The following is a 25,454-nucleotide window of genomic DNA, read 5'->3' on the forward strand; positions in this document are numbered from 1 at the left end:
ATTTAGTGCCGTGTGGAGGAAATCTTCGACGGTGCGCAGCTATCCGGCGCTCTGATTTCGTGGCACGCGTTCGTACTCGTATCCGGCCCAAGTGCGCGTCCTGGCGTTGACCAGCAGATCCACCGAGTAGGCTTTGTCCGGAAACGCGATAGCTATATCGGCCAACTTGTCTTGGTTGGCATCGAGTTCGCGGTGCATGGCGTCGGCATCACCGGCGCTAATGCCGGTAATGGCCATCGTCCAGGCCTTGAGCAGGGCACGGTATTCCGCGATGCACTTGTCAGCTTCCGCTTCATTCATTTGAGCCACCCAGGTTTTTTACTGTGGTAGCCGATTTGGCCTGACAGAACGCTGACAGGCCGCCGACCAGATATTTAGTCCGGCGGCCTCATCGCTTTTGGAATTATTCGAAGACGACGGATACTTCGCCTAATCCCGGAGCGCGGGCGAAGACATGCTTGCCGGAAAAGGGCAGGGCGCCGATGCGGGCGCCGGTGATCACAACATCGCCGGCCTTCAACGGTAGTTCGCGCGTTGCCGCGTGGTTGGCGAGCCAGGCGAGCGAGGAGAGCACGTTCTCCGTACTGGCATTGCCCGGCGTGGTCGCAACCACGGCGTCATCAAAGCTGAGTTCCATGGTTTGCTGGCCGAATTCGGGCAGCGTGTCAGGCGGTACAGCCGGGCCCAGCACGATGCCGGCACCGCTTTGCAGGTCAGCAATTCCGGCGAGTTGTGGCACGCTCTTGCTGTCCGCAAAACGCGAGGAGAGAATCTCGATGGCGATGTGGATGCTGCCGATAACATCGCGAACTGTCGCGGCAGAGTACCCTTGAGCGATCGGTGGCAAGTCTCGGCCAAGGGTGAGAGCAACCTCCACTTCAATTGCGAGGTTGGGAAAGTCTGCGGTGCGGAGTGTCGCGCCATCTGGAAACATAGTGCTGGCGAGAATTGGGGCCGCAAATGGTTGACCTGATTCTGGCAGCGGCTGAACCTTCCAAGCTCCGACAGGACCAAGTTTAGAGACAATCTCGCTCTGGATCCGGTAGGCCTCTTGGGGAGTTTGCGGAACCAGATCTGGCGGGAGCTCGCGGACCAGGCGCCCTGATTGGCGACTGTCAATCAGAAGATCGGTAAGGGGATGCAGCATTAAACTCTCTTTTGCGTATGGGATGCGAAAGCCGGACAGGCGCAAAAGCGTATCGTTGCCGCCAAAGCCCTCCCTATCGTGATATCGCCAACCCGCCGCCTCGGGCAATAGTGGGGAAGGTTATCAATCGAGCTATAGCCGCGGCTTGTCGGATGGGATTCGTGGCGGATCGGTGCCACGATCTCGTGGTTCGACAGGCTCACCATGAGATCTACTGGATGAATCCTGTTCTGTGCGGCATGTCTCAGGTAGCCGGTGGCTTCATGGCGCCGGTCATGATCGCAACTGCGTCGGACATGGAGAACTGCTTCGGATCGATAACCGCAATTCGCCGACCAAGCCGGTGGATGTGGATGCGGTCTGCTACTTCAAAGACATGCGGCATATTGTGGGAGATGAGGACAATCGGCAGGCCACGACGTTTGACGTCGAGCATCAGTTCCAATACGCGGCGACTTTCCTTCACGCCTAAAGCGGCCGTTGGCTCGTCCATGATAACAACACGGCTGCCGAAGGCGGCGGCTCGCGCAACGGCTACACCCTGGCGTTGTCCACCGGACAGTGTCTCCACCGCCTGATTGATATTCTGGATGGTCATAAGGCCGAGATCGGCCAGCTTTTCGCGGGCGATCTTCTGCATGCGGGAGCGGTCAAGCGTGCGGAAAAGTGCTCCCATGATGCCTGATTTGCGGAGCTCTCGACCCAGGAACATGTTGTCGGCAATCGACAGGGCAGGTGAGAGGGCCAGGTCCTGATAGACGGTTTCAATTCCTGCCAAGCGTGCCTCCAGCGGAGAGCGGAAGCTTACCGGCTCGCCGGCAAGGCGGATTTCTCCGCCATCCGGCGTCACGGCACCACAAAGCGCCTTGATCAAGGTGGATTTGCCGGCTCCGTTGTCCCCAATGACGCCGAGAATCTCATTGGGTTGGAGGTCGAAGTCGGCGTTGTCGAGTGCAACAACCCGGCCATAACGCTTGGTGAGGCCACGGGCCTCAAGCACGGGCGCGCTCATGCCGAAATCCTCCGAATCCACTGGTCGATGGCAACTGCGATGATGATCAGCGCGCCGACCGTGAGTTGCCGCCATAGGGGATCTACGCCGGTGAGCGATAGCCCAGAGTCAAATACGCCCACTATGAGCGCTCCAAACAGCGTGCCCAAGATAGAGCCTCGGCCGCCGAACAGCGAAGTGCCGCCGATCACAACTGCAGTGATGGCGTCGAGGTTGGCCGTCTGGTTGCCGAGCGGCGAGACGGCGCCCACGCGGCCGATAAGCACCCAGCCCGCCACGCCACACAGCAGGCCTGCAAGCGTATAGACCCCGATCAGGGTTCGGTTGACCTGAATACCCGAGAGGCGGGCAGCGTTGGCGTCATCGCCAATGGCGTAGACATGGCGCCCGAATGCAGTGCGGCTGAGCATGTACCAGATGACGGCGGCCACTCCGATCATCAGGATCGAGCCGGACATCAGAAATGCGCCGCCGCTGAGTGGAATACGTGCACCCATAGCCTTGAGGAACGGCGCAAACTGATCAAGCGCCTGGGAGCGGATGGTGGCGGCATTGGAGACCAGCGTGATCATTGCGCCATAGATGCTCCAGGTGCCAAGCGTGACGATAAAAGGGGGCAGCTTGAACATCGTGACAAGAATGCCATTGACGAAACCACAAGCCACGCCCGTCAGCAGGCCGGCAGGAAATGCCAGAGCAACGGGGACCTGGTAGTCGATCGCGAGCTTTCCCATGATGATGGAGGAAAGGACCATGATGGCGCCCACTGACAGGTCAATGCCGGCGGTGATGATTACCAGGGTCTGCGCCGTGCCAAGCAGCGCGATCAGCGTCACTTGGGCGAGAATAAGAGACAGGTTGAGAGTGCCAAAAAAGCGCCCGCCACTGACAAAGGCGAATACGGTCACCGCGACCAGCAGGATGATGGCGGGGATGGCAGTAGGGTTCTGGTGGAAGAAGTGCTGCACGCGCCGGAGCGGACCGGCAGCTTCGTTCTCAAAACTGGCGAAGCCAGCAGTGGCGCCGGTCAGGCCTTTTTCGGCCGTCGCTGAACCGGTGGCGTCGTCACTCATACCGCGCCCCTCTCGTCAGTATTAAATTGGTGAACTGCCCTTCCGGTGATGCCGGAGGGGCCATTGCCATGGTTCGGCCTAGCCCCAGCAGAGCTCAGCGCCTTCAGTCGTGTCGATGGATTCTACGCCTTCAACCGGAGCGTCGGTGACGAGGCGGGCGCCGGTATCATAGAAGCCCAGTTCAGGATCGACTTCCGGCTTGGTGCCATCGGCCGCAAATTTGGCAATTGCTTCCATGGCAAGGGACGCCATATCCAGCGGGTATTGCTGGGAGGTGGCACCAATGATGCCTTCCTTGACGTTCTGGACGCCTGGACAGCCGCCGTCGACGGCAACGATCAGCACGTCGTCCTTGCCTGCTGATTGCAAGGCCTGATAGCCGCCAGCAGCAGCAGGTTCATTGATGGCGTATACGACATTGATGTCCGGGCAGCGTTGCAGCAGGGTTTCCATGGCGGTGACGCCACCTTCTTCAGCCCCGCCGGTCACTTCGTGTCCACAAATGCGCGGATCGTCTTCGTCGCCGTAGCGGTTGGGATCCTTCACGTCGATGCCGAAGCCTTCCATGAAGCCTTGGTCGCGCAGGTAATCGACGGTGGGCTGGTTGGTCGCCAGATCGAGGAAGCCGATCTTAGCATTGGCCGCCTCGTCGCCAAGGGTGCCTGCGGCCCATTGGCCAATCAGACGGCCCGCCTGACGGTTGTCGGTGGCGAATGTCGCGTCCGCAGCGTCCATCGGATCAAGCGGCGTATCGAGGACGATCACCAGAAGGCCGGCATCGCGGGCTTGCTGGATCGTCGGCACGATGGCCGAGGAGTCGGAAGGAACGATGGCGAAGCCCTTGGCGCCGACGGCGATCAGGCTTTCGATGGCCGCGATCTGGCTTTCGTTGTCGCCGTCGAAATCGCCAGCGTAGGTCCGAAGGTCAAGGCCGAGTTCCTCGGCCTTGACCTGGGCGCCCTCGCGCATCTTGACGAAGAATGGGTTGCCCTCTGTCTTGGTGATCAGCCCGACGATGTCCTGAGCGTAAGCGGACGAGCCGCTTGCAAGACCAAACAGCACGGCACTTACGGCCGCGGACTTCCAGAACCTGTTCATGCGTTCTCCTCCCGAGAAGGTCGCGCCGGGTGTGCCCGGTCGCGGCCGTTGCGAACGGGGGCGCCGGTCTCCTCCCCGCGCACTGTTCGATAGTGCAAAGATCAGCACGGGGGTTTGGAAGTGTCAATAAGTTAATCCGATGGATTTATTAATTGACAGAAGACCGGCTGGGGCGTCTCCATCGCGGCACAGGCAGGGCAGAAAGTAGAGGAGCCGCATATGGGCGCCGGCACAATACGGGCGCGGTCGGACGACCTTAGCCGTGGCACCAATCAGAGTGGCGTTCGCCTCTATAACGAGCGGTTGGTGCTCTCTCTGGTGCGCCGTCATGGCAGCCTCCCCAAAGCCGACATTGCGCGCATGACCGGCCTGTCGCCCCAGACAATATCCATTATTGCCAACCAGCTTCAAGCGGACGGCCTGTTGCGGCGTGAAGCTGTTGTGCGGGGCCGGGTTGGGCAGCCATCGGTGCCCTATTCACTGAACCCCGAGGGGGCCTATTCCATTGGCCTCAAGATCGGCCGCCGCAGCGTTGATCTCTCGCTGATCGATTTTGTCGGAACAGTGCAGCATTTCCTGCACCAGACTTATGCCTACCCCACACCGGCCGGCATCAGCGAATTTGCCGCGTCTGGATTGGCCCAATTGCAGGCAAGCCTGCCCCCTGAAACATTGCGGCGCGTTGCGGGGCTTGGGATCGCCTGCCCATACGAGATGTGGACGTGGTCCGAAGAGATCGGCGCTCCGCGCGAGGACATCGATGCATGGCGCCACATCGACGTTCGCGCTGAACTGGCAAAGGTGAGTCCATGGCCCGTGTACCTCTACAACGATATCACCGCCGCCTGCGCCGCCGAGCTGATGTTCGGCCGCGGCGCGGAGTATGTCGATTTTCTCTATGTCTACATTGGCTCCTTTGTGGGTGGTGGGCTTGTTTTTGGCGGGCACTTGTTTCCGGGCCGCACCAACAATGCCGGGGCACTTGGGTCCATGCCGTCGCGAGCAATGGCGGCTGGCGGACGGGCGCCGCAGCTGATGAATGTGGCTTCGATCTATGTGCTTGAGCGCGAACTTGTTCGGCGGGGCCGCCGCGCCGAAGTGCTTTGGCAGTCGCCCGATGATTGGGGCGATGATCTCGGCTCGGCGCTGGATCAATGGATCGAACAGGTTGCCGAGCATCTGGCACATGCCATCGTTGGCTCTGTCGCAGTGGTCGATGTTGAGACCGTTGTTATCGATGGTGCGGTTCCCAATGCGGTGAGATCGCGCATCATAGAAGCGACAAACGCTGCTCTGAGCACGGTCAATCGGCAAGGTCTTTCTGCGTTTTCCTTGGTCGCCGGCTCACTGGGCACCAGTGCTCGTGCACTCGGCGGCGCGGCTATTCCGCTCCTGGCGAACTTTACGCAGGACCGCGAAGTGCTGTTCAAGGAAAACCCGTTTAGCTCGCGTTAAGCGAGTAGTGGGCTAAATAGCGCTGCTGCTTACCAAGTCCAGCTACAATTACGAGGCCCGGCATAGATGGGTGTTGCTATAGAAACCCGCGCGGTTGAAGTTGGCCCATCGACATCGATTCGAATGGTGCACGTCCTTATGGCAGCCACTGCATGCAACACGCTCGTTTTATAGGCGGCATCGCCAGCAGGGTTACACCACTGGATGAAGCGGATCGGCCGATCCTCAGTGCCGTCTCGCCTTGCTGGACAAGATCGATCAGTCCGCTCGTCGCGGTAATTGCATGCAGCAACAGATTGACGCGTGGGCAGAAGTTGATTGTGCAATTGGCCGACATTGGCGGCTTTCTCGGACAAGTGGAGCGTTTCGTCGAGGGCGGTTATGCAGTACGACTTCTTCTGGATGACGCAGGCAGGGAAAAGCTCTCAGCAAAGATCGCCTGGTACCGGTTGCGTGTGCTGCACGCCAGCGCCGATAACCGGACCTACAAGAGATGGAGGCCAGCCAATCGCCATAGCGTGGTCCTGCTGGCCGACGGCAAAACTGCGCCGTGCCTGGTGCTAGACGTTTCCGCTTCTGGCGTCGCCGTGTCGTCGGGATTGAAACCAGACTTGGGGACGCCGCTGGCTATTGGCCAACTCGTCGGCAAGGTGGTGAGACATCTGGATGATGGCTTTGCGGTGCAATTTCAGTCCATCCAGGACGAGCGGACCGTTGAGCGCATGCTCCTACCCATCGCCAGCCAGCACACTTCCGTGTTGACCTCTGTAGGGAAGGCGGGGGAATCCAAGGTGCTTGTCAATCACGTGACGCAGGATATTGCCGCCACCGAGCTACCGGCTTTGGTCAGGACTCCCTGATTCAGAAGTTGCATTTCTGGCCGGACCAGTGGTCTTGCGGATCACCAGATTGGTGTTCAGGACATAGCGGACGTCGCGAATGGCCTGGTTTTGCAGGATATCCATCAAGAGGTTCAGGGCCGCCTTGCCTGCTTCCACCGAACGGTTGGAGACCGTGGTTAGCGAGGGATAGGTGGCAGCGCCCAACACGTCGTCGCAACCGACCACCGCGAAATCGGCCGGCACGGCGATGCCCTGATCCGCCAGTTCGGCGAGCATCCCCTGCGCTGTTAGATCGTCGAAGGCAATCGCGGCCGTTGCTCCGGTGGCGAGCACACTGGCGGTGATTTTGCGGCCGGATTCGAAGGCGGCGAACTCGTTGGAGATGACGGTGACGTCTAGCCCCAGTTCCCGGGCCGAGCGCCGAACGGCACTGCGACGCTGCTTGTTGGACCACGAACCGTGTGGGCCTCCCACATAGACCAATTTCTTGTGGCCGAGGCCAGCGAGGTGCGCCACGGCTTCGGCAACACCGGTGGCGCTGTCGATCAGGATGCGCGGAATGCCTTTCACGTCGCGATTGATCAGCACCACCGGCCGGCGCGCTGCGTGGTCGATGATCTGCTCGTCGCTGAGGCGCGAGGAAACCAATACGAAGCCTTCCACCTGGCCAGTGAAGCGGCCAATGAGTTTGTCTTCCTGCTGCGGGTTTTCGTCGGAATTGCCAAGGAACACGCAATAATCGGATCGGTCCGCCTCCGCTTGGGCAGCGCGGATCAGGGGCGGAAAGAACGGATTGGCGACATCGGGCACGATGAGCGCAATGTTGCCGTGGCGTCCGGTGCTGAGCGCGCGCGCCGTGTGGTTGGGTACATAGCCAAGCTGCTCGGCAGCAGCAAAAATCTTGCGGACCGTTTCTTCGCTCAGCATCTCCGGGCGAGTGAAGGCGCGGGACACGCTGGACTTGGTAACTCCAGCCGCCGCGGCGACCTGGTTGATCGTGGGTCTGTTCTGGCGAGGGGTCATCGGCGAGGTCTCTGGCTCATCCACAGTGTCATGGCATGGTCCCGGGTCACAAGGATAGTCATAGCAGCTTGACATGCAACCGGTTGCATTAAATAGTCGGCGAAAGCTGGTGCTGCATTTCATCGAAAGCCCGGCGTGGAGGTTTTCCGTGACGCTTGATGCTTCAATCCCGTCAAACATCGCTCGCAAGGCTGGGCAGATGAGCGTTCGGTGCTTTGCCACGAGAGCGCTGATGGGCGATGCGGCGGCGCGGGATATTGCCGATGCCGTGCGTGGTGCGCTGGCGCGGCAGCAGAACGTGCGCATGGTTTTTGCGGCGGCACCGAGCCAGGCGCAGATGCTGGCTGCGTTGTGCGCGGCCGAGGGCATTGATTGGACGCGCGTTACGGCCTTTCACATGGACGAGTATATTGGGCTGTCCGCCGATGCACCGGAGCGGTTCGGCAAATGGCTCGATGACAATCTCTTCGGCCGGGTGCCGTTTGCCCAGGTGCACCGTATTGTGCCCGATCCGGACCCGGAAATTGCGGCGGCGAAATACGCGGAACTGCTGGCGGCGGTTCCGATCGACTTTGTGTGCTTGGGGATCGGCGTGAACGGTCACATCGCCTTCAACGATCCGCCGGTTGCGGACTTCGCCGACCCGCTGGACGTCAAGGTCGTCACGCTTGATGAGCAATGCCGGCAGCAGCAGGTTGATGATGATTGCTTCGCCAGTTTCGATGATGTGCCGGAGCAGGCGATTACGTTGACCGTGCCGCGCCTGATGCGCGCGGGGCGGCTGTTTTGCGTGGTGCCGGGCCAGTTGAAGCGGGACGCGGTTCGCGCCACTCTCTATGGTCCGATCAGCACCGAATGCCCGGCTAGTATCCTACGCGAGCACCCCAATTGCAGCCTTTACCTCGATGCGGAGTCCGACCCCGATGCCCAATAATCCTGTGATCGACGCCGATGCGCTGTGTGCCGGCTATCTGTCGGATGTCACTGCCCTGATGCAGTCCATTCTGGTGGAGGAGCGTGATGCTCTGGATCGCGCGGCCACGCGGGTTGCCGAGCAGGTCGCTGCCGACCGGCTGGTCTATGTTTATGGGCCCGGCGGACACTCCAATTTGGCGGCGCAGGAGATTTTCTTTCGTGCTGGCGGGCTGATGCATGTCAGCGCAATCCTCGACGAAGGCACGCTGCTGTCGAATGGCGCACTCCGGTCCATGGCCGTAGAACGCACGCCGGGCTATGGCAAAATCGTCATCGACGACCAGCGCGTGGGGGAGGGCGATCTACTCCTTCTTACCAACGCCTACGGTATCAATGCGGCGCTGATCGATGCGGCCATTACGGCGCGCGAGCGTGGCGCGTTCCTGATCGGTTTCAACTCACACGCGCATGCCAATGGCAGCGCGCCAACGCATCCAGCGCGGCACCCGACACGGCAGAATTTGCACGACATCGTTGACATCGCCATCGACACCAAAGTGCCGATCGGCGATGCGCTGGTGACTGTCGATGGGGTGAGCGAAAACATCGCTGCGGTTTCCACTTTCGCCAACGCTTTCGCGCTCAATTGTCTGGTCATTCGCACTGTTGCCAAGTTGGCCGAGCGAGGCGTCGAGCCGCCAATCTGGCGCAGCGGCAATGCGCCAGGTGGCGACGAAGCCAATGGCCGGTTCCTGGCGCGGTTCCGCGATCGGGTGCGCTGGCTGTGAGCAAAGTTGCCCGCATTGTTGGACGCGATCCGGCAACTGGGCAAGGGATAGCCATAGACTGTCAGGACGGTCGCATCGTCTCCATAGGCCCTGGGCCAGTGGAAGATGCTGCACCGTTCCTGTCTGCCGGATTCGTTGATCTGCAGGTAAATGGCTATGCCGGACACGACCTGAATGCGGACGTGCCGAGTTTGGAAACGCTTGAGCAATTGGCGCGTCATCTGCTGCGGGCGGGGGTCACCTGTTTTGCGCCGACGCTTATCACTGCAAGCGAAGAGTCCTTATGCGAAGCCCTGGGCGGCATCGCTGCGGCGAAGCGCGAAAGCCCGCTTTTGGCCGAGATGATCGGGTTCGTGCATGTGGAAGGACCCTCGCTCGATCCGGCGGACGGTCCGCGCGGCGCGCATCCGCTCGAGCACGTGCGCGCGCCGAACATCGATGAATTTGCCCGGTGGCAGCGTGCCGCCGAAGGGATGATCGGGCTGGTGACTTTGTCGCCGCACTATGCGGAAGCGCCAGCCTATATCGCGGAACTGACCGGCCAAGGCGTGCTGGTGTCGATTGGCCATACCGGCGCCACGCCGGAGCAGATCACGGCGGCGGTGGATGCAGGAGCGAGCCTGTCGACCCATCTGGGCAATGGTGCTGCCAGCGTGTTGCCGCGCCACCCCAATTTCGTCTGGGCGCAGCTGTCCGATGATCGGCTGACGGCCAGCTTCATTGCTGACGGGCATCACCTGCCTGCGGCAACACTCAAGGCCATGCTTCGGGCCAAGACATTGGATAATTCGATACTCGTCTCCGACGCTGCCGCTTTGGGTGGGCAACCGCCGGGGCGTTATCGAAGCGCCATTGGCGGGGAGGTGGACGTGTCTGCCGATGGGCGACTCAGTGTTGCCGACACGCCATATCTGGCGGGGGCAGGGCATTTGCTGGACCGCAATATCGCCTACGCCATCGAGGCGGGGGAAATTTCGCTGGCGCAGGCGCTGACCCTGGCGACCTGCAATCCGGGACGTTTCGTTGCCGGCAGGGGTGTGCTGGCACCGGGCCAGCGTGCGGATATAACGCTGTTTTCCTGGGCGCCGGGCGATGAAAAGCTGACGATTGAAGACGTTTTCCTTGGTGGGGAGAGGCTTTTGGCATGATCCGTGCGGGGGCGGCGAGCGTGGACATTACACCGCCAGCGGGGCTGCATCTGGCGGGCTTTGCGGCTCGGACCATGCCAGCGACGGGCACGCATGACCCGCTGACGGCGCGGGCAATCGTGGTCGAGGATACTGCGGTCGTGGTGCTCGACGTCATTGGCTTGCATGAGGATATGGCGGCCCGCATCCGTCGGCGCAGTTCCTTGCCGGACGACAACATCATCGTGGCTGCAACCCACACCCATGGTGCGCCGGTATCGATGAAGGGACGCCTGGGACGGGCCGCCGATCCTGCGTTTTTGCAGCTAATCGAGGATGGCGCCGTCGAGGCGTTGCGGCTGGCGTGCGAGGGCAGGCGGCCGGCGGAGATTGCAGCCGGCATGGGCGGAGACCCCGGCGTGGCCTGGAATCGGCGACACGTGGATGGCCCTTTGGACCGCTCCGTGCCGGTGATCCGTATTCGAGATTCCGATGGGCAGTGCATCGCAGTGATGACGTCCTATGCCTGCCACCCGGTGGTGCTGGCGGCGGACAATTTGGAGATGACGGCGGACTATCCGTTCTATGTTCGGCAGGCGCTGGAGGCGGCGCATCCTGGGGCTGTAGCGCTGTTTCTTACCGGCTGCGCTGGCGATGCCAATACAGGCCATACCGCCCAGGCTTCATGGACGCTTGCGGCCAATAGTGCCCGCACGTTTGCTACGGCGGGACGGCTGGGCAAGCGGATCGCGGCGGCCGCGTTGGAGGCCGGAGAACAGCGGGTAACCGGGGCTGTGGGTGCCATGCACCGGGAGCTCGATCTGGCTCTGACGCGCCTTGAAGATGGGCCGCTGCCGGAGCTTGCGGAGCGTTGGCACAAGGAGCGTGAGACGGCCGATCCGGTGCGCGCCATTCTGCTCGAACACTGGGTCGAATGGGCCGAGCGGAACCAGGATGTGGCGCCGGGCGCATGGCGCGCTCGGGTCAGTTTGCTTGATTGGGGCGGCATTCCCATCGTGGCAATGCCGGGGGAGATTTTCAGCGAGACGGGTCTTTCCGTAAGGGAAGCATGTGGAAGCATGCCCGCGTTTGTCCTCGGTTATGCTGGGGGCATGCCCGGTTATATCCCGCCAATGAGCGAGTTTTGCTTCGGGGGTTATGAGGTCGAGGAGGCCCATCGCTTCATCGGCATGCCCGGCACTTTTGCGCCGGGCTCGGCCGAGGCTTTGGCCGATGCTGCGTGTGGGCTGCTCCGCGAACGCTATTGACAGCGCAACCGGTTGCATAACAAACTCCATTATCGCCTGTGTAGGGAACGAGCGAAACAAGGGGAACTTTCATGACATGTGTATCGAAGCTACGCCGCCAATTGCCGTCCGGCGCATTCCGGCTCGCACTGCTCGGCTCGGCAATGGGCATTGCAGCCGTCGCCATGGCGCCTGCCGTCAGCGCGCAGGAAATCCGGGTCTGGAGCGGTTATCCTGAACTGGCGCCGTTCTATGAACACGTCGCAGAGGGCATGAAGGCCGATTATCCCGATTTGAGCGTCAAGGTGGAGGCCATTGCGCTGCGCGAGCATGAAAAGCGCCTGGCGCTGGGACTGACTTCGGGGGAAGCTGCCGAAGTCATCGAACTCGGTACCTCGACCGCAACGCGCTATCTCGAAAACGGCCTGTTCAACACCGCGCCCGACGAGGTGGCGGCTTTCGTGCAGGACCCGGCCAATTTCAACGATTTCTTCCGTGACTCGGCGAGCTATGACGGCACTGTCTCCGGCGTGCCGCTGTTCCGCGGCCAGAGCGCGCTCTACTACAACACCGATATGTTCGAAGCCGCCGGGCTGACCGAACCACCGGCTGATATGGCCGAATACACCAAATATGCCGAAGCGCTGACCCAGCGGGACGCCAATGGCGCTCCCACCGTGTCGGGCTGGAGCCTGCGTCTTTCCGGCGGCGGCCAGGGTATTGCCGAAAAATTCTGGATCAACATGTTCCAGTACGGCGAAAATCTGGTCGAGCAGAGCGCCGACGGCAAGTGGAAGGCCGATTTCGCCAATGAACAGGGCCGTGCTGCGCTCAAGCAGTATCTGGAGAATGTTCATACCCTCAAGACCGTGACGGTCGAAATGCCGGCCGATGCGGAGGCGTTCGAGCGCGGACAGACCGCGATGTTCATCCGCGAGTCCTGGGTTATCGGCGATATTGCCGCCAAGGCTCCGGACCTGCCATACGCCACGGCCACACTGCCGCGCGGCTCCATCGTGGCGCCGGTATCGCTGTGGATCAGCGGCGAGGGTGCAGAAGCAGAAGCTGCGTGGGCCTTTGCGCAGGCGGCCAACGAGCCGGATAACCTGCTGTGGCTGCTGGACAATGTAGGCTGGCTGCCGAACCGGCTGGGCCTCGACTACAGCTCCATCCTGGAAGCCAAGCCGGCGCTGGCAGCGTTCGTCGATTACCCCGACACTTATGAATTCTTCTCGCTGCCCAATATCGGCCCGGTGGAGGAAATCCTCACCCGTGCCGCTGCGCGCCTGACCGAGGCGTTCGCCAATCCGGCCTTGGCCACTGACGATGCGGCAATAGATGGCGTTCTGGTCGCGATGCAGGATGAAATCAACGGCCTGCTGCAGCGTGAAGGCCTGCTGGCGGAATAAGCCAGCACGTCATAATGCCAACCTGCCTGGGAAGCCCCGGCCTCCCAGGCTCCAATAGCGGAGAATGCAATGCTGCGGCGCAAGAGATGGCTCTTTGCGATACTCGCCATCCTGCCGACACTAGCCCTGTTTGCCTGGCTGCGCATGTTTCCCATTTACGAGACGCTGCGGCTGAGCCTGCACAAATGGGACATTCTGTCCAAGAACAAGCCATTCATCGGCCTGGCCAATTTCCAGGAGCTGATGAGCGACCGGCTGTTTCATGAAGCGCTGCTGAACACCTCGATTATCGCCTTCGGCGTACTGATTATCACCATTCCAACGGCCATGGTGCTGGCCGCTCTGATCCACTACCGGACCCGCTCGCGGGTGTCCGGCTTTTATGAAACGGCGATCTTCCTGCCGCATGTGGTGTCGCTGGTGCCTGCCGCCATGGCGTGGAAATGGATTTTTGATGCCCGGCTGGGGCCGCTCAATGCCGTGCTGACCTTTCTCGGTTTCGAACCGCAGGCCTGGCTGTTTGATCCGACGCTCTCGGTCATCAGCGTCATCGTGCTGTGCTCGTGGCAGGCGCTGGGCTATGCGGTGCTGATCTATCTCGTGGGCTTCAAGAGCCTGCCGGTGTCGCTGTTCGAGGCGGCCAAGCTCGACGGCGCTTCGGGGCCGCAATCGTTCTGGTTCCTCTCCATGCCGATGCTCAAGCCGATCACGCTTTATGTGTCGGTGGTGACGCTGGTGTCCGGGTTCAACGTCTATGCGCAGGCCTTTGTGCTGGCGTCGGACGCGCAGGGTGCGCCGGGCCGGCAAGTGCGTGTGCTGGTGCTGGACATGCTGGAAAACAGTTTCCGCAATTACCGCGTTGGCTACGCGGCATCGGAAGCCGTGGTCCTCCTCCTGATCGTACTGGTGCTCACGCTGATCCAGTTTTCACTGCTGCGGGAAAGGGGGCGCGCATGAGTTCCAACCGATCCACCCAGAGCGGCAGGAGCCGTCGCCTGCGCAAGATGTTCGTCGATCGCGGAATCGATCTCGTGCTGCTGGTGTTCAGCCTGTTGATGCTGCTGCCGCTGGTGTTTCTTGTGTCCAACGGGTTCAAGACACCGCAGGAAATGCTGGCCTGGCCGCCCACGATCATCCCGGCCAATCCGACGATCGATAATTTCGCGGCCGTGCTGCAGGACACGCCGCTCCTGCGCTGGATTTTCAACAGCATCCTGTTTGCGGTGCTTTCGACCATCGCGATCCTGGCGACGTCTTCTATCGCCGGGTACATTCTCGCCAAGTTCCGCTATCGCTCGCTGAACGTGATCTTCGCGCTGGTGCTGGCGACAGCCATCGTGCCGTTCGAAGTCTACATGATCCCGCTCTATTTCCAGGCGCAGAGCCTGGGTATTCTCAACAGCATCTGGGGATTGCTGCTGGGCTATCTGGTGATGAGCTTCGGCATTTTCCTGATCCGGCAAAACGTCATCCATTCCATTCCCGATGAATTACTGGAAGCAGCGCGCATCGATGGGGCGGGTGAACTCTGGATTTTCTTCCGCATCGTGCTGCCGCTGCTGCGCGGCGCGCTTGGCGCCTTGGGTGTGCTGGCGTTCTTTCAGGCGTGGACGGCGTTTGCCTGGCCGATGATCGTGGCCACCAATCGCGAGGCCTATACTATCGAAGTGGGGCTGGCCCTGTTCCAGACCGGGTTCACCGTGGATCTGGGCCGCCTCAGCGCTGCATCGGCGCTGGTGCTCATTCCCTCGATTACCCTCTTCGTCATTTTGCGACGCAATTTCGTGCAGGGCGTCGCCAGTACGGGGCTGAAGGAATGAGCGGTCCAGGGGGGGGCATTGCGCAGGCGGCGCAGGTTTATGCCGATGCCAATGCGGCAAGCCTTCGGTGGCTGCTGGCGCGGCCGCTGCTGGGGCCGGGTTTTTTGAACAGCAAGCAGAACAGCATTACGCTGGCCGACTATGGGCCGAACGATGGCTCGCGCAGCCCTGAATTCACCTATGGCTGGATTCAGGGCAGGGGGCTAGAAGCGCTGGTGACGCATGCGGCGTTTTTCGCTGGGTCCGACCGTGGGCTGACTGGTGCCATCGATGCGGTGGCGCGCCCGCTCTACGACATCCTCCGGCGTCTTTGGGAGCGTGATGGGCACGCCTATTTCTGCTACGATGCCGATTTGCGGCCAATAATTGCGGGGGCAGACGGCGCCAGCTCGCCCCAGGCGCAGCCCGCCGAGATTTATACCTATTCCGATATTTTCGTGCTCAAGGGGCTGATTGCTGCGGCGGCTCGCTATGACCTGCCGAGCCTGGATGGCTATCTTGCCGAGTTGCCTGCGCTTGTGGGGGCCATCGAGGGCGGGCGGTTCCAGATGGATGAGCGGGTGCCGCTCTTGGCGCGTGCGGCGGCCAACCAGCCCGATGATTTCGGGCCGCGCATGATCCTGCTTGGGGCGGCCGGCATGCTCAAGCGGATCGGCCGGCCCGATGCTGCGGGCTTTGCAGAGCGGTTCATTGCCCATGTGCTGGAGCGGCATCTGGATGCGGTCTCGGGCCTGTTGCGCAATGTGCCAGGGATGGATGTCTGCAATGTCGGGCATGGCATCGAATTTGTGGGGTTTGCCCTGGATCATCTGCCGGACGAGGCAGATCGGGCGCTGATACGCCAGCTTGAGGCCGTTCTGCTGGCCTCCTTTGCGGCAGGCTTTCATGCGCCGGGCATACGGCTCGCGGTATCCGCGGCAACGGGTGAGCCGACCAGCCCCTATTGCCCGTGGTGGTCGCTGCCGGAAACCATTCGCAGTGCGGCCCTCTGCCATGAGCGCACCGGCAACCCACAGGTGCTCGATGTGTGGCGCAAGGCGCATGCGGCATTCTTCGAGACCTATTGGCGCGGCGAGCTCGCGATTGCCTACCAGACGATGACTGCAGAGGGGCCGGTCGACTTCGTACCGGCGACCCCTGATCTCGATCCCGGTTACCACACCGGCCTCAGCCTTCTGGCGGCCATCGAGGCTGCGGGACGCTTGGGAGCGAACGGCGCCCTCAAAACAAGCAAAGGTGCATAAATGGCTGACGTAGAAATCCGCAACGTGGCCAAGTCTTTCGGCCCCACGGACATTATCCGCAACATCAATGTCGAGGTGCCCGATGGCGCCTTCGTGGTGCTGGTGGGCCCGTCCGGGTGCGGGAAATCGACCCTGCTGCGCATGATCGCGGGGCTCGAGGATATCGACAAGGGCGAGATCTCTATCGGTGGGCGGGTCATCAACGACGTCGAGCCCAAGCACCGCGACATCGCCATGGTGTTCCAGAACTATGCGCTCTATCCGCACATGACGATCGCCGAGAACATGGGCTTTTCGCTCCGGCTGGCGAAGCAGTCGAAAGCGGAGATTGACCAGCGCGTGGGAGACGCCGCGCGCATTCTGGGGCTTACCGATTATCTGCAGCGTTTTCCCAAGCAGCTCTCCGGCGGGCAGCGGCAGCGCGTCGCCATGGGGCGGGCCATTGTGCGGCAGCCGCAGGTATTTCTCTTCGACGAGCCTCTGTCCAATCTCGATGCCAAGCTGCGCGTGCAGATGCGCGGCGAGCTCAAGGACATGCATGCGCGCTTCAAGACCACGACGATCTATGTGACGCATGACCAGATCGAGGCCATGACCATGGCGGACCTGATCGTGGTGATGCGCGACGGAGTGGTGGAGCAGATCGGCACGCCGCTCGATCTCTATGATTTCCCGGCGAATATGTTCGTGGGCAGTTTCATCGGATCGCCTGCGATGAATTTCCTGACCGGCACAGTTCGGCAGGCTCAGGGCCAGCAGATTTTTGAAACCGGCAGCGGTTTCCGTTTGCCGGTTCAGGCGGCCGCAGGGGCTGCAGACGGGTTGACGGCAACGCTGGGTATCCGGCCGGAGCATCTATCGCTTTCCAGCAAGGGAGAGGGGCTTGGCGGCAAGATTGTCACCATCGAGCCCACGGGTTCGGAAACCTTTGTCGTGGTGCAACTGGGCGAGGACAGGATTTCGGCGCTGCTCCGCCAACGGCTGACCGCGAGCATTGGCGATGAATTATGGCTGGCGCCGCAGCCCAATACGACGCATCTGTTTGACAGCGCGACCACCAAGCGGTTGGCCGGCGCTTGAACAAGGATTTGTCATGACGGGAAAACTTGGCCTCGGCATCATTGGACTGGGCATGGCGTCGCTGCCGCACGCGCGGGCGCTGCTGGCGCTGCGCGACCGGATCGACACCCTTCATGCCTTCAGCCCAACGGCCGAGCGGCGCGCGGCTTTTGCCAAGACGCACGGCCTGCCGGTCACCGACACGATGGAAGCGATCTTCAGCGACCCGCGCGTCGATGCCGTGCTGGTGCTGACGCCGCCCAACACACACCTCGAAATCGTGCAGATGGCCGCGGCGGCGGGCAAGCATGTGCTGCTGGAAAAGCCGCTCGACGTCAGCATCGAGCGGGCCGAACAACTGGTGGCGGTTGCGGAAGCTGCAGGGATTACCCTGGGTATCGTGTTGCAGAACAGGTTCCGGCCCGCGGCGCAGGAACTCAGGAAACTGATCAGCGAGGGCCGCCTCGGGCGGCTGGTGCATGTGAGCGCCCGCACCAGCTATTGGCGTCCGCAGAGCTATTATGACGAGCCCGGGCGCGGCACGCTGGCGCGCGATGGCGGCGGCGTGCTGCTGACGCAGGCGATCCATAACCTCGATCTGATGATCTCGCTCATCGGGGTTCCGGAGACGGTGACCGGGTTCGTCGCCACCAGCCCTGTGCATGTGATGGAGGGCGAGGATGTTGCCGCGGCAGCATTGCGCTTCAGCGATGGCGCGCTTGGCAGCATCACCGCCACCACTTGCGCCTTTCCCGGGCATGCGGACGTCATCGACCTGATCGGGGAAAAGGGAAGCGCTTCGCTGAACGGCACGCAACTGACCGTGCGGCTGCATGATGGCACCAATATCGACTTCGAAGGCACTGACACAGGCTCCGGAACCGGCGCCGATCCGATGGGCTTTTCCAGCCAGGCACACCAGGCACTGATCGCGGACTTTGCCGATGCAATTGCCGATGGGCGAAAGCCGGCCGCCTCCGGGCGCGATGTGCTGGCGGTGCATTACCTGATCGCCGCGATACTGAAATCCGGTGGCGAGCCGGTTCGGCTTTAGGGCCTTTGCGGAGGAGCTTCGCAAGAGAATAGCCTTGCGAAGCGGATGGAACGGGAGATAATCGGGGCAGGGTCGCGCAACGAGTTTTCGCCGCAGCCGTTCGGAGGAGCGGCGGTTGGCTCGAAGGAGAACTTCTATGCCTTACGCAGCTCGGCTAATCAGATCTGCATATGCGGGACTGGCGCTTTGCACCATCGTGGCTGTGCCCGCGCTGGCGCATCACGGCTGGTCCTGGACGGAGAGCGGTTTCTTCCAGATCGAGGGCGTGATCACGGACGCCTATTTCGGCAATCCGCACGCCACTCTCGACGTGGATGTCGAGGGAACGATCTGGCGGGTGGAACTGGCCCCGCCCGGCCCGACAAGCCAAGCCGGTTTCACCGAAGAACTCGCGCCTCCGGGTACCGAAGTGATTGCCATCGGCAACAGGTCGGCCGATCCTGACGAGCCGCGAATGAAGGCGGTGCGGATCATCATCGATGGCCAGCAATACGACGTCTATCCGAGCCGAGCAGAGGACATTTGACCGGCTTTCTGGAACTGCTCCAGGCGTCGCCCCTCGCCACTGGCCTGCGCGGATCTTTCATTGCCTATCCGCTGGTGAACGCAGCCCATATCCTGGCGATTGGTGCGCTGGTGACATGCGCGGCGCTGATGGATTTGCGCGTTCTCGGATTGGGGAGTGCTTTGCCGGTCAAGATCGTTCTTGGCTATCTACGGCCCGTGGCAGCGGTTGCACTCCTCATCGCCATTGCAACAGGCGCCTTGCTGTTTTCGGTGCGCCCGCTGGAATACGCCGACAATCCCGCATTTCGCCTGAAGCTCATTTTGGTGAGCGCGGCAATCGCCAATGCTGTCGCTTACAATGTGCTGCCGGACCACACCGCGACGGGCCTGCGCAAAACTCTCGTGATAACTTCACTGATCTTGTGGCTGATGGCTGCAGTGGCAGGGCGCTTTATCGGCTTCGTCCAATAAATCTGCGTGGGGCTCCAGCGAAGCTGGTGCCGGCAGCAGGGTTCGAACCCGCGACCCCCTGATTACAAATCAGGTGCTCTACCAACTGAGCTATACCGGCACGCGAGCGGCTTTAGCATTGTGTTGGGTTGCGGGCAACGGCTCATTTTGCGTTTGTGGCCGTTCTTGAGCGCAGAACTATTTTTCTGCATGGGTGAAGGCTGACGCACTTTCAGCCACACCCAGGCGATGGGTCGCAGCGATGTTTGGCGGAGGTTGGCTTGTCGGCAGACAATTATGCCCAAGCCCCGCCAGAGCGCCGGATGCCTGCACTTTCTGGGTTGTCGTCGAGCATGCTGCAGCCTAACCAACGGGGTGAAACAGGCGCCGCTTTCGAGCGGCCGTACGGGGAGCTTGGCCGCGTTGACCACACCGTCTTTGACTCATCTGCAAACCCTTGAAGCCGAGAGCATCGAGATCCTGCGCGAAGTGGCCGCGAGTTTCGAGCGGCCGGTGATGATGTATTCCATCGGCAAGGATTCGAGCGTTTTGCTGCATCTGGCGCGCAAGGCGTTCTATCCCAGCAAGATCCCGTTTCCCCTGCTGCATGTGAACACCACCTGGAAGTTCCGCGAGATGATCGCGTTTCGCGACAGCATGGCGGAGAAGCACGGTTTTGACCTGGTGAGCCACACCAATCCCGAAGGGCTTGCCGGCAACGTCAACCCATTCGATCATGGTTCGTCCCGGTTCACCGACATCATGAAGACGCAGGCGCTGCGGCAGGCGCTCAACGCTGGACGCTATGATGCGGCTATCGGTGGTGCGCGGCGCGACGAGGAAAAATCTCGTGCCAAGGAGCGCATTTTCTCCCATCGCAATGCCAACCACGCCTGGGATCCCAAGAACCAGCGGCCCGAACTTTGGCGGGTGTTCAACACGCGGCTCAATCCCGGCGAGAGCATGCGGGTGTTCCCGATCTCGAACTGGACCGAGCTCGATGTGTGGACCTACATCTATTCGGAAAACATAGAACTGCCGTCGCTGTATTTTGCCAAGCAGCGGCCGGTCGTGGATCGCTCCGGCACGTTGATCATGGTGGATGATGAGCGCTTCCGGTTTGAAGCTGGGGAGGCGCCTCGACTTGAAACCGTGCGCTTCCGCACCTTGGGCGATTACCCCCTGACGGGGGCAATCCGCTCAACTGCGGCGACGCTTCCGGAAATCATCATGGAAATGCAGGCCAGCCGCACATCGGAGCGCGAAGGGCGCCTGATCGACAGCGACAGCGTCGGTTCGATGGAAAAGAAGAAGCAGGAGGGGTATTTCTGATGAGCCTGCCCATGCGCACCGCCGACGATGATCTTGACCTTTGGCTCGACCAGCAGACGCAGAAATCGCTGCTGCGGTTCCTCACCTGCGGATCGGTCGACGATGGAAAGTCGACGCTGATCGGACGGCTGCTATACGACAGCCAGATGGTGCTGGACGATCAACTGGCGAGCCTCAAGAAGGAATCCCGCAACCGCATGGTGGGCGAGGAGGGGATCGATTTCTCCCTGCTGGTCGATGGCCTGACGGCAGAGCGCGAGCAGGGCATTACCATCGATGTCGCGTATCGCTTCTTTTCGACGGACAAGCGCAAGTTCATCGTCGCCGACACGCCAGGGCATGAGCAGTATACCCGCAACATGGCGACGGGCGCATCCAATGCCGATCTGGCACTGGTGCTGATCGATGCGCGCAAAGGTGTGCTGACCCAGACCCGGCGGCACAGCTTTATTCTCTCCCTGATCGGGGTGAAGCACGTGGTCCTCGTCGTCAACAAGATCGATCTCGTGGACTATGACCAGGCTGTGTTCGACAAGATCGTCGCGGACTATCGCGCCTTTGCGGGGCCGCTGGGGTTCTCGAGCCTGGAGGCCATTCCCGTATCGGCGCTGCGCGGGGACAACATGCTGGGCCAGAGCGCCAACACGACTTGGTACCACGGGCCAGCGCTGGTGCCGTATCTCGAAACCATAGACGTCAGCGAGGACCGCTCGGCGCAGAAGTTCCGCTTTCCCGTGCAGTGGGTCAATCGGCCAAATCTGGATTTCCGCGGCTTCTCCGGAACGGTCGCGGCGGGATCGGTCGCAGTTGGTGATGAGGTGCTTATTGCCTCGTCGCGCAAGCCTGCGATTGTCAGCCGCATTGTCACCATGGACGGTGATTTGACGAGTGCAATCGCCGGGCAAGCGGTGACACTGGTGCTGGACCGCGAGGTGGACCTTTCGCGCGGCGATGTGTTGACGCGTCCGGGCGAGACGCCGGAATTTTCCAACCAGTTCCAGGCGCGCCTGGTGTGGATGAGCGATGAACCGGCTTATCCGGGACGCTCCTATCTGCTCAAGGTTGGCGCGCAACTTGTTCCCGCCACCATCACCGATCTCAAGTTCCGCACCAATGTGAACACGCTGGAGCAGACTGCGGCGACCAAGATCGACCTCAACGAGGTGGCCACCGTCACGATCGCCACCGACAAGCCGATTGCCTTCGATGCCTATCGCCGCAATGCGCTGACCGGTGGTTTTATCCTGGTGGACCGGCTGTCCAATGCAACCCTTGCGGCCGGGACGATCGAGTTCGGTCTGCGGCGGGCGCAGAACCTCACCTATCAATCTTTTGACGTCAATCGCGACGTGCGGGCGACCATGAAGGGGCAGAAGCCGCGGATCGTGTGGTTCACAGGACTTTCCGGTTCAGGGAAGTCGTCCATCGCCAATCTGCTGGAAAAGCGCCTCACTGCCGAGGGGCGTCACGCCTATATCCTTGATGGTGACAATGTCCGCCATGGCCTCAATAAGGATCTTGGCTTCACCGAGGCGGCGCGTGTGGAGAATATCCGACGGGTAGCCGAAGTTGCGCGCCTGATGGCTGATTCAGGCTTGATCGTGCTGGTGTCGTTCATCTCGCCCTTCGAGAAAGAGCGGCGGCTGGCGCGCGAAATTGCGGGCGATATCGACTTTGCGGAGGTCTATGTCGACACCCCGCTGGAGGTTTGCGAAGCGCGCGATCCCAAGGGGCTCTACAAGCGCGCAAGGGCGGGGGAGATCAAGAATTTCACCGGTATAGACTCGCCGTTCGAGCCGCCTGCTAACGCCGAGCTGGTGCTGCACGGGGCGGAGGAAGAGCCGCTCGCGCTCGCGGACCAGCTGCATGGCTGGTTGAAGATATAAGTTGGCTTCCGGTTTCCCGACTCTTGCCGGGTCCCCCACCGTGTCTTTCCCGCGAAAGTGGAAATCTCTGTTCTGAAACGGAGGTTCCCGCTTTCGCGGGAATGACACAGTGATAGTTGGGAAACCGGTAAGTACGAGGCTCCGTTGGTTGCTAGACTCTACGCGCGGCCGAACTCATCTTCGATGCGGATGATGTCGTCTTCGCCAAGGTAGGAGCCGGTCTGCACTTCGATCAGTTCGAGCTCGATCTTGCCGGGGTTGGCAAGACGGTGCGTGCAGCCCAGCGGCAGGTAGATCGACTGGTTCTCGCTCAGCACGGTGATGGTGCCATCAACAGTCACCTCGGCCGTGCCGCGCACCACGATCCAGTGCTCGGCGCGGTGATGATGTTTCTGCAGGCTGAGCTTCTTGCCCGGCTTGACGAACAGGCGCTTCACTTGGAACCGCTCGCCGCTCAGCACCGAGGAATAGCCGCCCCAAGGCCGATAGGCGGTCTTGTGGATCTCCGTCAGATTGGACGTCCTGGCATCGGCCCGCAGGGTCTTGACCATGGCGCCGACCTTTTGCGCTTCCGACAGCTTGCCGACATAGACGGCGTCGTTGGTGGCGACCACCACGACATCGTCCAGCCCTTCGACAGCGACGTGCCCGTCATCGGTAATGACCAGCGAGTTGCTGACATTGCTCAGGGTTACGGCGCCGCGCGTCACGTTCTGGCCGGCATCCTTGGCGCTGGTCTTCCACACGGCGTCCCAGCTGCCCAGATCCGACCAGCCGAAATTGACCGCAATCACTGCTGCCCGCGATGTCTTCTCGAAGATGGCGTAGTCGACCGAGATGTTCGGGGCGGTGGCGAAGCTCGCCTCATCGAGCCGGATGAAATCGAGGTCGGCCTTGGCATCCGTTATGGATTGCTCAGCCGCGGCCAGCGTATCCGGCGCCAGCTTCTGGCATTCATCAAGGAATGCGCCGGCGCCGATCATGAACATGCCCGAATTCCAGAAATACCCGCCCTCGGACAGCATCGTGGCCGCGCGCGCTTGATCTGGCTTTTCAACGAAATGTTCTACCCGGCTGACCTCGCCGCCATGCACGGCACTGGACTTGATGTAGCCAAACCCGGTTTCCGGATGGGTTGGCACGATGCCAAACGTCACCAGCTCGCCACGGGCAGCGGCATCGGCGGCAGCCAGCACTGCCGCGGTGTAGCCGCCATCCACCATCACGTCGTGGTCCGACGGCAGTATGTGCAACACCGCTTCGGGGCCATAGGTGTTCCTCGCAAACACCGCCGCCGCGGCAATGGCGACAGCCGTGTTGCGCGCCACCGGCTCCAGCAACACGCCGGCAAGTGCCGCACCCAACTCGCTCGCCTGTTCAGCGACGATGAAGCGATACTCGGAATTGGTGATAACAATAGCCGGGGCGTATACGGCTGGATCGGCGACGCGCTGCAGCGTTTGCTGGAACAGGCTCGAACTGCCAACCAGTTGCAGGAATTGCTTGGGCCGTGCTGCTCGCGACATTGGCCAAAGCCTGGTGCCCTGTCCGCCGGCCAGTATCACGGGTACAATCAGTTGCGGCATGAATTGTGCTCTATCGCTGCGTGTTGGGATGCCTTCCGGCACGGAGATTTGCGCCTATGTAGCCGAGCAAGGCTCAATAAAACAATGGCAAGCGCCCGTTTTCTCCAATCCTGAATCAAGCCGTGGCCTGGCTGGTTGTCCTCGGGCGCGGAGCATGGCAAAGCTTGGCGAAACACCATTAGGGAGAATCCTCGATGAAGACTCGAGCCGCCGTAGCTTTTGCAGCCGGCAAGCCACTTGAAATTGTCGAGGTTGATCTTGAGGGCCCCAAGGCCGGAGAGGTGCTGATCGAGATCAAGGCCACGGGTATCTGCCACACGGATGACTTCACCCTTTCGGGTGCTGATCCCGAGGGCCTGTTTCCATCAATTCTTGGGCACGAGGGCGCCGGCGTCGTCGTGGACGTAGGGCCGGGCGTCACCAGCCTCAAGAAGGGCGACCACGTCATTCCGCTTTATACGCCCGAGTGCCGGGAGTGCTATTCCTGCCGCTCCGGCAAGACGAACCTCTGCACCGCGATCCGTGCGACCCAGGGCCAAGGCCTGATGCCTGACGGCACCACGCGCTTCTCGTTCGAAGGCAAGCCCATTTTCCATTATATGGGCTGTTCCACTTTCTCCAATTTCACCGTCCTGCCGGAGATCGCCGTCGCCAAGATCGATGCGTCGGCGGCGTTCGACAAGGTTTGCTATGTCGGCTGCGGCGTCACCACCGGGATCGGTGCGGTGATCAACACGGCCAAGGTCGAGATCGGCGCAACAGCCGTCGTGTTCGGGTTGGGCGGCATCGGGCTGAATGTCATCCAGGGCCTGCGGCTCGCTGGGGCCGATATGATCATCGGCGTTGACATCAACAACGACAAGAAGGCCTGGGGCGAGCGCTTCGGCATGACGCACTTCGTCAATCCCAAGGAGATCGGGGAAGACGTGGTGCCCTATATCGTCAATCTCACGAGGCGCCGGGGCGATCTGATCGGCGGGGCCGACTACACGTTCGACTGCACCGGTAACACGACGGTTATGCGTCAGGCGCTGGAATGTAGCCATCGTGGCTGGGGCAAGTCGGTGGTGATCGGGGTCGCCGGGGCCGGGCAGGAAATTTCCACCCGTCCGTTCCAGCTTGTGACCGGACGCACCTGGATGGGCACAGCGTTCGGTGGCGCCAAGGGCCGCACGGACGTGCCGAAAATTGTCGATTGGTATCTCGACGGCAAGATCGAGATCGATCCGATGATCACCCACACGCTGCGGCTCGAGGACATCAACAAGGGTTTCGACATGATGCACTCCGGTGAGAGCATCCGGAGTGTTGTTGTGTATTAGGACTTGTGGGCTTTGGTGACATGTGTCATTTATGGGGCGACACGTGACGGAGGCTGTG

At 61.4% G+C, this 25,454-nt stretch carries 24 protein-coding genes and 1 tRNA gene; 17 read left to right on the forward strand and 8 right to left on the reverse strand.

Annotated elements, in window-relative coordinates; genetic code table 11:
- Positions 1–39: 39 nt before the first annotated feature.
- From C8264_RS00455 to C8264_RS00475, 5 genes are all read right to left on the reverse strand, one after another.
- Positions 40–300: a hypothetical protein gene (locus tag C8264_RS00455; RefSeq protein WP_108458993.1), complete on the reverse strand. Its 261-nt coding sequence runs from the start codon at positions 298–300 to the stop codon at positions 40–42.
- 103 nt (positions 301–403) lie between these two features.
- A complete protein-coding gene (locus tag C8264_RS00460) occupies positions 404–1,147 on the reverse strand; it encodes a 2-keto-4-pentenoate hydratase (RefSeq protein ID WP_108458994.1) in 744 nt (247 codons plus the stop codon).
- Positions 1,148–1,391: 244 nt separating this feature from the next.
- Positions 1,392–2,159 carry an ATP-binding cassette domain-containing protein gene (locus C8264_RS00465; protein ID WP_108458995.1) on the reverse strand — a complete coding sequence of 256 codons (768 nt, stop codon included), beginning with the start codon at positions 2,157–2,159 and terminating at the stop codon, positions 1,392–1,394.
- A complete protein-coding gene (locus C8264_RS00470) occupies positions 2,156–3,232 on the reverse strand; it encodes an ABC transporter permease (protein ID WP_108458996.1) in 1,077 nt (358 codons plus the stop codon). The genes C8264_RS00465 and C8264_RS00470 overlap by 4 nt, the downstream gene beginning before the upstream one ends.
- Before the next feature lie 78 nt (positions 3,233–3,310).
- Positions 3,311–4,330: a sugar ABC transporter substrate-binding protein gene (locus tag C8264_RS00475; protein WP_108458997.1), complete on the reverse strand. Its 1,020-nt coding sequence runs from the start codon at positions 4,328–4,330 to the stop codon at positions 3,311–3,313.
- A 219-nt stretch (positions 4,331–4,549) separates the two neighbouring features.
- On the opposite strand from C8264_RS00475, the gene C8264_RS00480 reads away from it, so the two are divergent.
- Together C8264_RS00480 and C8264_RS00485 are read left to right on the forward strand one after the other, a co-directional pair.
- Positions 4,550–5,785, forward strand: a complete 1,236-nt coding sequence (locus C8264_RS00480) for an ROK family transcriptional regulator (RefSeq protein ID WP_108458998.1) — start codon at positions 4,550–4,552, stop codon at positions 5,783–5,785.
- 152 nt (positions 5,786–5,937) lie between these two features.
- Positions 5,938–6,645: a PilZ domain-containing protein gene (locus C8264_RS00485; protein WP_108458999.1), complete on the forward strand. Its 708-nt coding sequence runs from the start codon at positions 5,938–5,940 to the stop codon at positions 6,643–6,645.
- Here the strand turns inward: C8264_RS00485 and C8264_RS00490 are convergent.
- Positions 6,619–7,650, reverse strand: coding sequence for a LacI family DNA-binding transcriptional regulator (locus C8264_RS00490; protein ID WP_108459000.1), 1,032 nt, complete (start codon positions 7,648–7,650; stop codon positions 6,619–6,621). The two genes, C8264_RS00485 and C8264_RS00490, sit on opposite strands and share 27 nt — an antisense overlap.
- A 148-nt stretch (positions 7,651–7,798) precedes the next feature.
- On the opposite strand from C8264_RS00490, the gene C8264_RS00495 reads away from it, so the two are divergent.
- From C8264_RS00495 to C8264_RS00550, 12 genes are all read left to right on the forward strand, one after another.
- The gene (locus C8264_RS00495; protein ID WP_342748678.1) at positions 7,799–8,584 is read left to right on the forward strand and encodes a glucosamine-6-phosphate deaminase; all 786 of its coding nucleotides are present in this window, start codon (positions 7,799–7,801) and stop codon (positions 8,582–8,584) included.
- A complete protein-coding gene (locus C8264_RS00500) occupies positions 8,574–9,353 on the forward strand; it encodes a sugar isomerase domain-containing protein (RefSeq protein ID WP_108459001.1) in 780 nt (259 codons plus the stop codon). The genes C8264_RS00495 and C8264_RS00500 overlap by 11 nt, the downstream gene beginning before the upstream one ends.
- Positions 9,354–9,451: 98 nt before the next feature.
- A complete protein-coding gene (locus C8264_RS00505; protein WP_245892875.1) occupies positions 9,452–10,501 on the forward strand; it encodes an N-acetylglucosamine-6-phosphate deacetylase in 1,050 nt (349 codons plus the stop codon).
- A complete protein-coding gene (locus tag C8264_RS00510) occupies positions 10,498–11,748 on the forward strand; it encodes a neutral/alkaline non-lysosomal ceramidase N-terminal domain-containing protein (protein WP_108459003.1) in 1,251 nt (416 codons plus the stop codon). The genes C8264_RS00505 and C8264_RS00510 overlap by 4 nt, the downstream gene beginning before the upstream one ends.
- 71 nt (positions 11,749–11,819) lie before the next feature.
- Positions 11,820–13,136 (forward strand): ABC transporter substrate-binding protein, encoded by a 1,317-nt coding sequence (locus tag C8264_RS00515; RefSeq protein ID WP_205245589.1) that lies wholly within the window; start codon positions 11,820–11,822, stop codon positions 13,134–13,136.
- A 69-nt stretch (positions 13,137–13,205) separates the two neighbouring features.
- Positions 13,206–14,093: a carbohydrate ABC transporter permease gene (locus tag C8264_RS00520; RefSeq protein WP_108459004.1), complete on the forward strand. Its 888-nt coding sequence runs from the start codon at positions 13,206–13,208 to the stop codon at positions 14,091–14,093.
- Entirely contained in the window at positions 14,090–14,956 is an 867-nt protein-coding gene (locus C8264_RS00525) for a carbohydrate ABC transporter permease (RefSeq protein ID WP_108459005.1), read from the forward strand. The genes C8264_RS00520 and C8264_RS00525 overlap by 4 nt, the downstream gene beginning before the upstream one ends.
- Positions 14,953–16,200, forward strand: a complete 1,248-nt coding sequence (locus tag C8264_RS00530) for an AGE family epimerase/isomerase (protein ID WP_108459006.1) — start codon at positions 14,953–14,955, stop codon at positions 16,198–16,200. The genes C8264_RS00525 and C8264_RS00530 overlap by 4 nt, the downstream gene beginning before the upstream one ends.
- On the forward strand, positions 16,201–17,280 hold the full coding sequence (locus C8264_RS00535) for an ABC transporter ATP-binding protein (protein ID WP_108459007.1): 1,080 nt from the start codon (positions 16,201–16,203) through the stop codon (positions 17,278–17,280). It abuts the gene before it with no gap.
- 13 nt (positions 17,281–17,293) lie between these two features.
- Positions 17,294–18,313, forward strand: a complete 1,020-nt coding sequence (locus tag C8264_RS00540; RefSeq protein WP_108459008.1) for a Gfo/Idh/MocA family protein — start codon at positions 17,294–17,296, stop codon at positions 18,311–18,313.
- A 136-nt stretch (positions 18,314–18,449) separates the two neighbouring features.
- Positions 18,450–18,839: a DUF6152 family protein gene (locus C8264_RS00545; protein WP_108459009.1), complete on the forward strand. Its 390-nt coding sequence runs from the start codon at positions 18,450–18,452 to the stop codon at positions 18,837–18,839.
- A complete protein-coding gene (locus tag C8264_RS00550; RefSeq protein WP_245892876.1) occupies positions 18,836–19,291 on the forward strand; it encodes a hypothetical protein in 456 nt (151 codons plus the stop codon). The genes C8264_RS00545 and C8264_RS00550 overlap by 4 nt, the downstream gene beginning before the upstream one ends.
- A 24-nt stretch (positions 19,292–19,315) precedes the next feature.
- On the opposite strand, the gene C8264_RS00555 is transcribed toward C8264_RS00550, so the two are convergent.
- Positions 19,316–19,391 (reverse strand) — tRNA-Thr (locus C8264_RS00555).
- Between the two features lie 302 nt (positions 19,392–19,693).
- Between C8264_RS00555 and cysD the strand changes: the two genes are divergently transcribed.
- Both cysD and cysN read left to right on the forward strand, forming a co-directional pair.
- On the forward strand, positions 19,694–20,602 hold the full coding sequence (gene cysD / locus C8264_RS00560) for a sulfate adenylyltransferase subunit CysD (protein ID WP_245892877.1): 909 nt from the start codon (positions 19,694–19,696) through the stop codon (positions 20,600–20,602).
- Positions 20,602–22,488, forward strand: a complete 1,887-nt coding sequence (cysN, locus tag C8264_RS00565; protein ID WP_108459011.1) for a sulfate adenylyltransferase subunit CysN — start codon at positions 20,602–20,604, stop codon at positions 22,486–22,488. Before cysD ends, cysN begins: the two co-directional genes overlap by 1 nt.
- A 158-nt stretch (positions 22,489–22,646) precedes the next feature.
- Here cysN and C8264_RS00570 read toward each other — a convergent pair whose 3' ends face one another.
- Positions 22,647–24,074 carry a mannose-1-phosphate guanylyltransferase/mannose-6-phosphate isomerase gene (locus C8264_RS00570; RefSeq protein WP_108459012.1) on the reverse strand — a complete coding sequence of 476 codons (1,428 nt, stop codon included), beginning with the start codon at positions 24,072–24,074 and terminating at the stop codon, positions 22,647–22,649.
- 194 nt (positions 24,075–24,268) lie between these two features.
- Between C8264_RS00570 and C8264_RS00575 the strand changes: the two genes are divergently transcribed.
- Positions 24,269–25,396: an S-(hydroxymethyl)glutathione dehydrogenase/class III alcohol dehydrogenase gene (locus C8264_RS00575; RefSeq protein ID WP_108459013.1), complete on the forward strand. Its 1,128-nt coding sequence runs from the start codon at positions 24,269–24,271 to the stop codon at positions 25,394–25,396.
- Positions 25,397–25,454 lie beyond the last annotated feature (58 nt).

Source organism: Devosia naphthalenivorans (assembly GCF_003056355.1).
In the GTDB taxonomy this organism is placed as follows: Bacteria; Pseudomonadota; Alphaproteobacteria; order Rhizobiales; family Devosiaceae; genus Devosia; species Devosia naphthalenivorans.

What these genes read in the sequence shown, in the direction of transcription:
- C8264_RS00510 (WP_108459003.1), top strand. Translation starts at nt 10,498, where the DNA reads ATGATCCGTGCGGGGGCGGCGAGCGTGGACATTACACCGCCAGCGGGG.
- C8264_RS00475 (WP_108458997.1), bottom strand. Translation starts at nt 4,330, where the DNA reads ATGAACAGGTTCTGGAAGTCCGCGGCCGTAAGTGCCGTGCTGTTTGGT.
- C8264_RS00460 (WP_108458994.1), bottom strand. Translation starts at nt 1,147, where the DNA reads ATGCTGCATCCCCTTACCGATCTTCTGATTGACAGTCGCCAATCAGGG.
- C8264_RS00535 (WP_108459007.1), top strand. Translation starts at nt 16,201, where the DNA reads ATGGCTGACGTAGAAATCCGCAACGTGGCCAAGTCTTTCGGCCCCACG.
- C8264_RS00455 (WP_108458993.1), bottom strand. Translation starts at nt 300, where the DNA reads ATGAATGAAGCGGAAGCTGACAAGTGCATCGCGGAATACCGTGCCCTG.
- C8264_RS00525 (WP_108459005.1), top strand. Translation starts at nt 14,090, where the DNA reads ATGAGTTCCAACCGATCCACCCAGAGCGGCAGGAGCCGTCGCCTGCGC.
- C8264_RS00500 (WP_108459001.1), top strand. Translation starts at nt 8,574, where the DNA reads ATGCCCAATAATCCTGTGATCGACGCCGATGCGCTGTGTGCCGGCTAT.
- C8264_RS00540 (WP_108459008.1), top strand. Translation starts at nt 17,294, where the DNA reads ATGACGGGAAAACTTGGCCTCGGCATCATTGGACTGGGCATGGCGTCG.
- C8264_RS00570 (WP_108459012.1), bottom strand. Translation starts at nt 24,074, where the DNA reads ATGCCGCAACTGATTGTACCCGTGATACTGGCCGGCGGACAGGGCACC.
- C8264_RS00545 (WP_108459009.1), top strand. Translation starts at nt 18,450, where the DNA reads ATGCCTTACGCAGCTCGGCTAATCAGATCTGCATATGCGGGACTGGCG.
- C8264_RS00485 (WP_108458999.1), top strand. Translation starts at nt 5,938, where the DNA reads ATGCAACACGCTCGTTTTATAGGCGGCATCGCCAGCAGGGTTACACCA.
- C8264_RS00490 (WP_108459000.1), bottom strand. Translation starts at nt 7,650, where the DNA reads ATGACCCCTCGCCAGAACAGACCCACGATCAACCAGGTCGCCGCGGCG.
- C8264_RS00470 (WP_108458996.1), bottom strand. Translation starts at nt 3,232, where the DNA reads ATGAGTGACGACGCCACCGGTTCAGCGACGGCCGAAAAAGGCCTGACC.
- C8264_RS00575 (WP_108459013.1), top strand. Translation starts at nt 24,269, where the DNA reads ATGAAGACTCGAGCCGCCGTAGCTTTTGCAGCCGGCAAGCCACTTGAA.
- cysN (WP_108459011.1), top strand. Translation starts at nt 20,602, where the DNA reads ATGAGCCTGCCCATGCGCACCGCCGACGATGATCTTGACCTTTGGCTC.
- C8264_RS00520 (WP_108459004.1), top strand. Translation starts at nt 13,206, where the DNA reads ATGCTGCGGCGCAAGAGATGGCTCTTTGCGATACTCGCCATCCTGCCG.
- C8264_RS00465 (WP_108458995.1), bottom strand. Translation starts at nt 2,159, where the DNA reads ATGAGCGCGCCCGTGCTTGAGGCCCGTGGCCTCACCAAGCGTTATGGC.
- C8264_RS00515 (WP_205245589.1), top strand. Translation starts at nt 11,820, where the DNA reads ATGACATGTGTATCGAAGCTACGCCGCCAATTGCCGTCCGGCGCATTC.
- C8264_RS00480 (WP_108458998.1), top strand. Translation starts at nt 4,550, where the DNA reads ATGGGCGCCGGCACAATACGGGCGCGGTCGGACGACCTTAGCCGTGGC.
- C8264_RS00530 (WP_108459006.1), top strand. Translation starts at nt 14,953, where the DNA reads ATGAGCGGTCCAGGGGGGGGCATTGCGCAGGCGGCGCAGGTTTATGCC.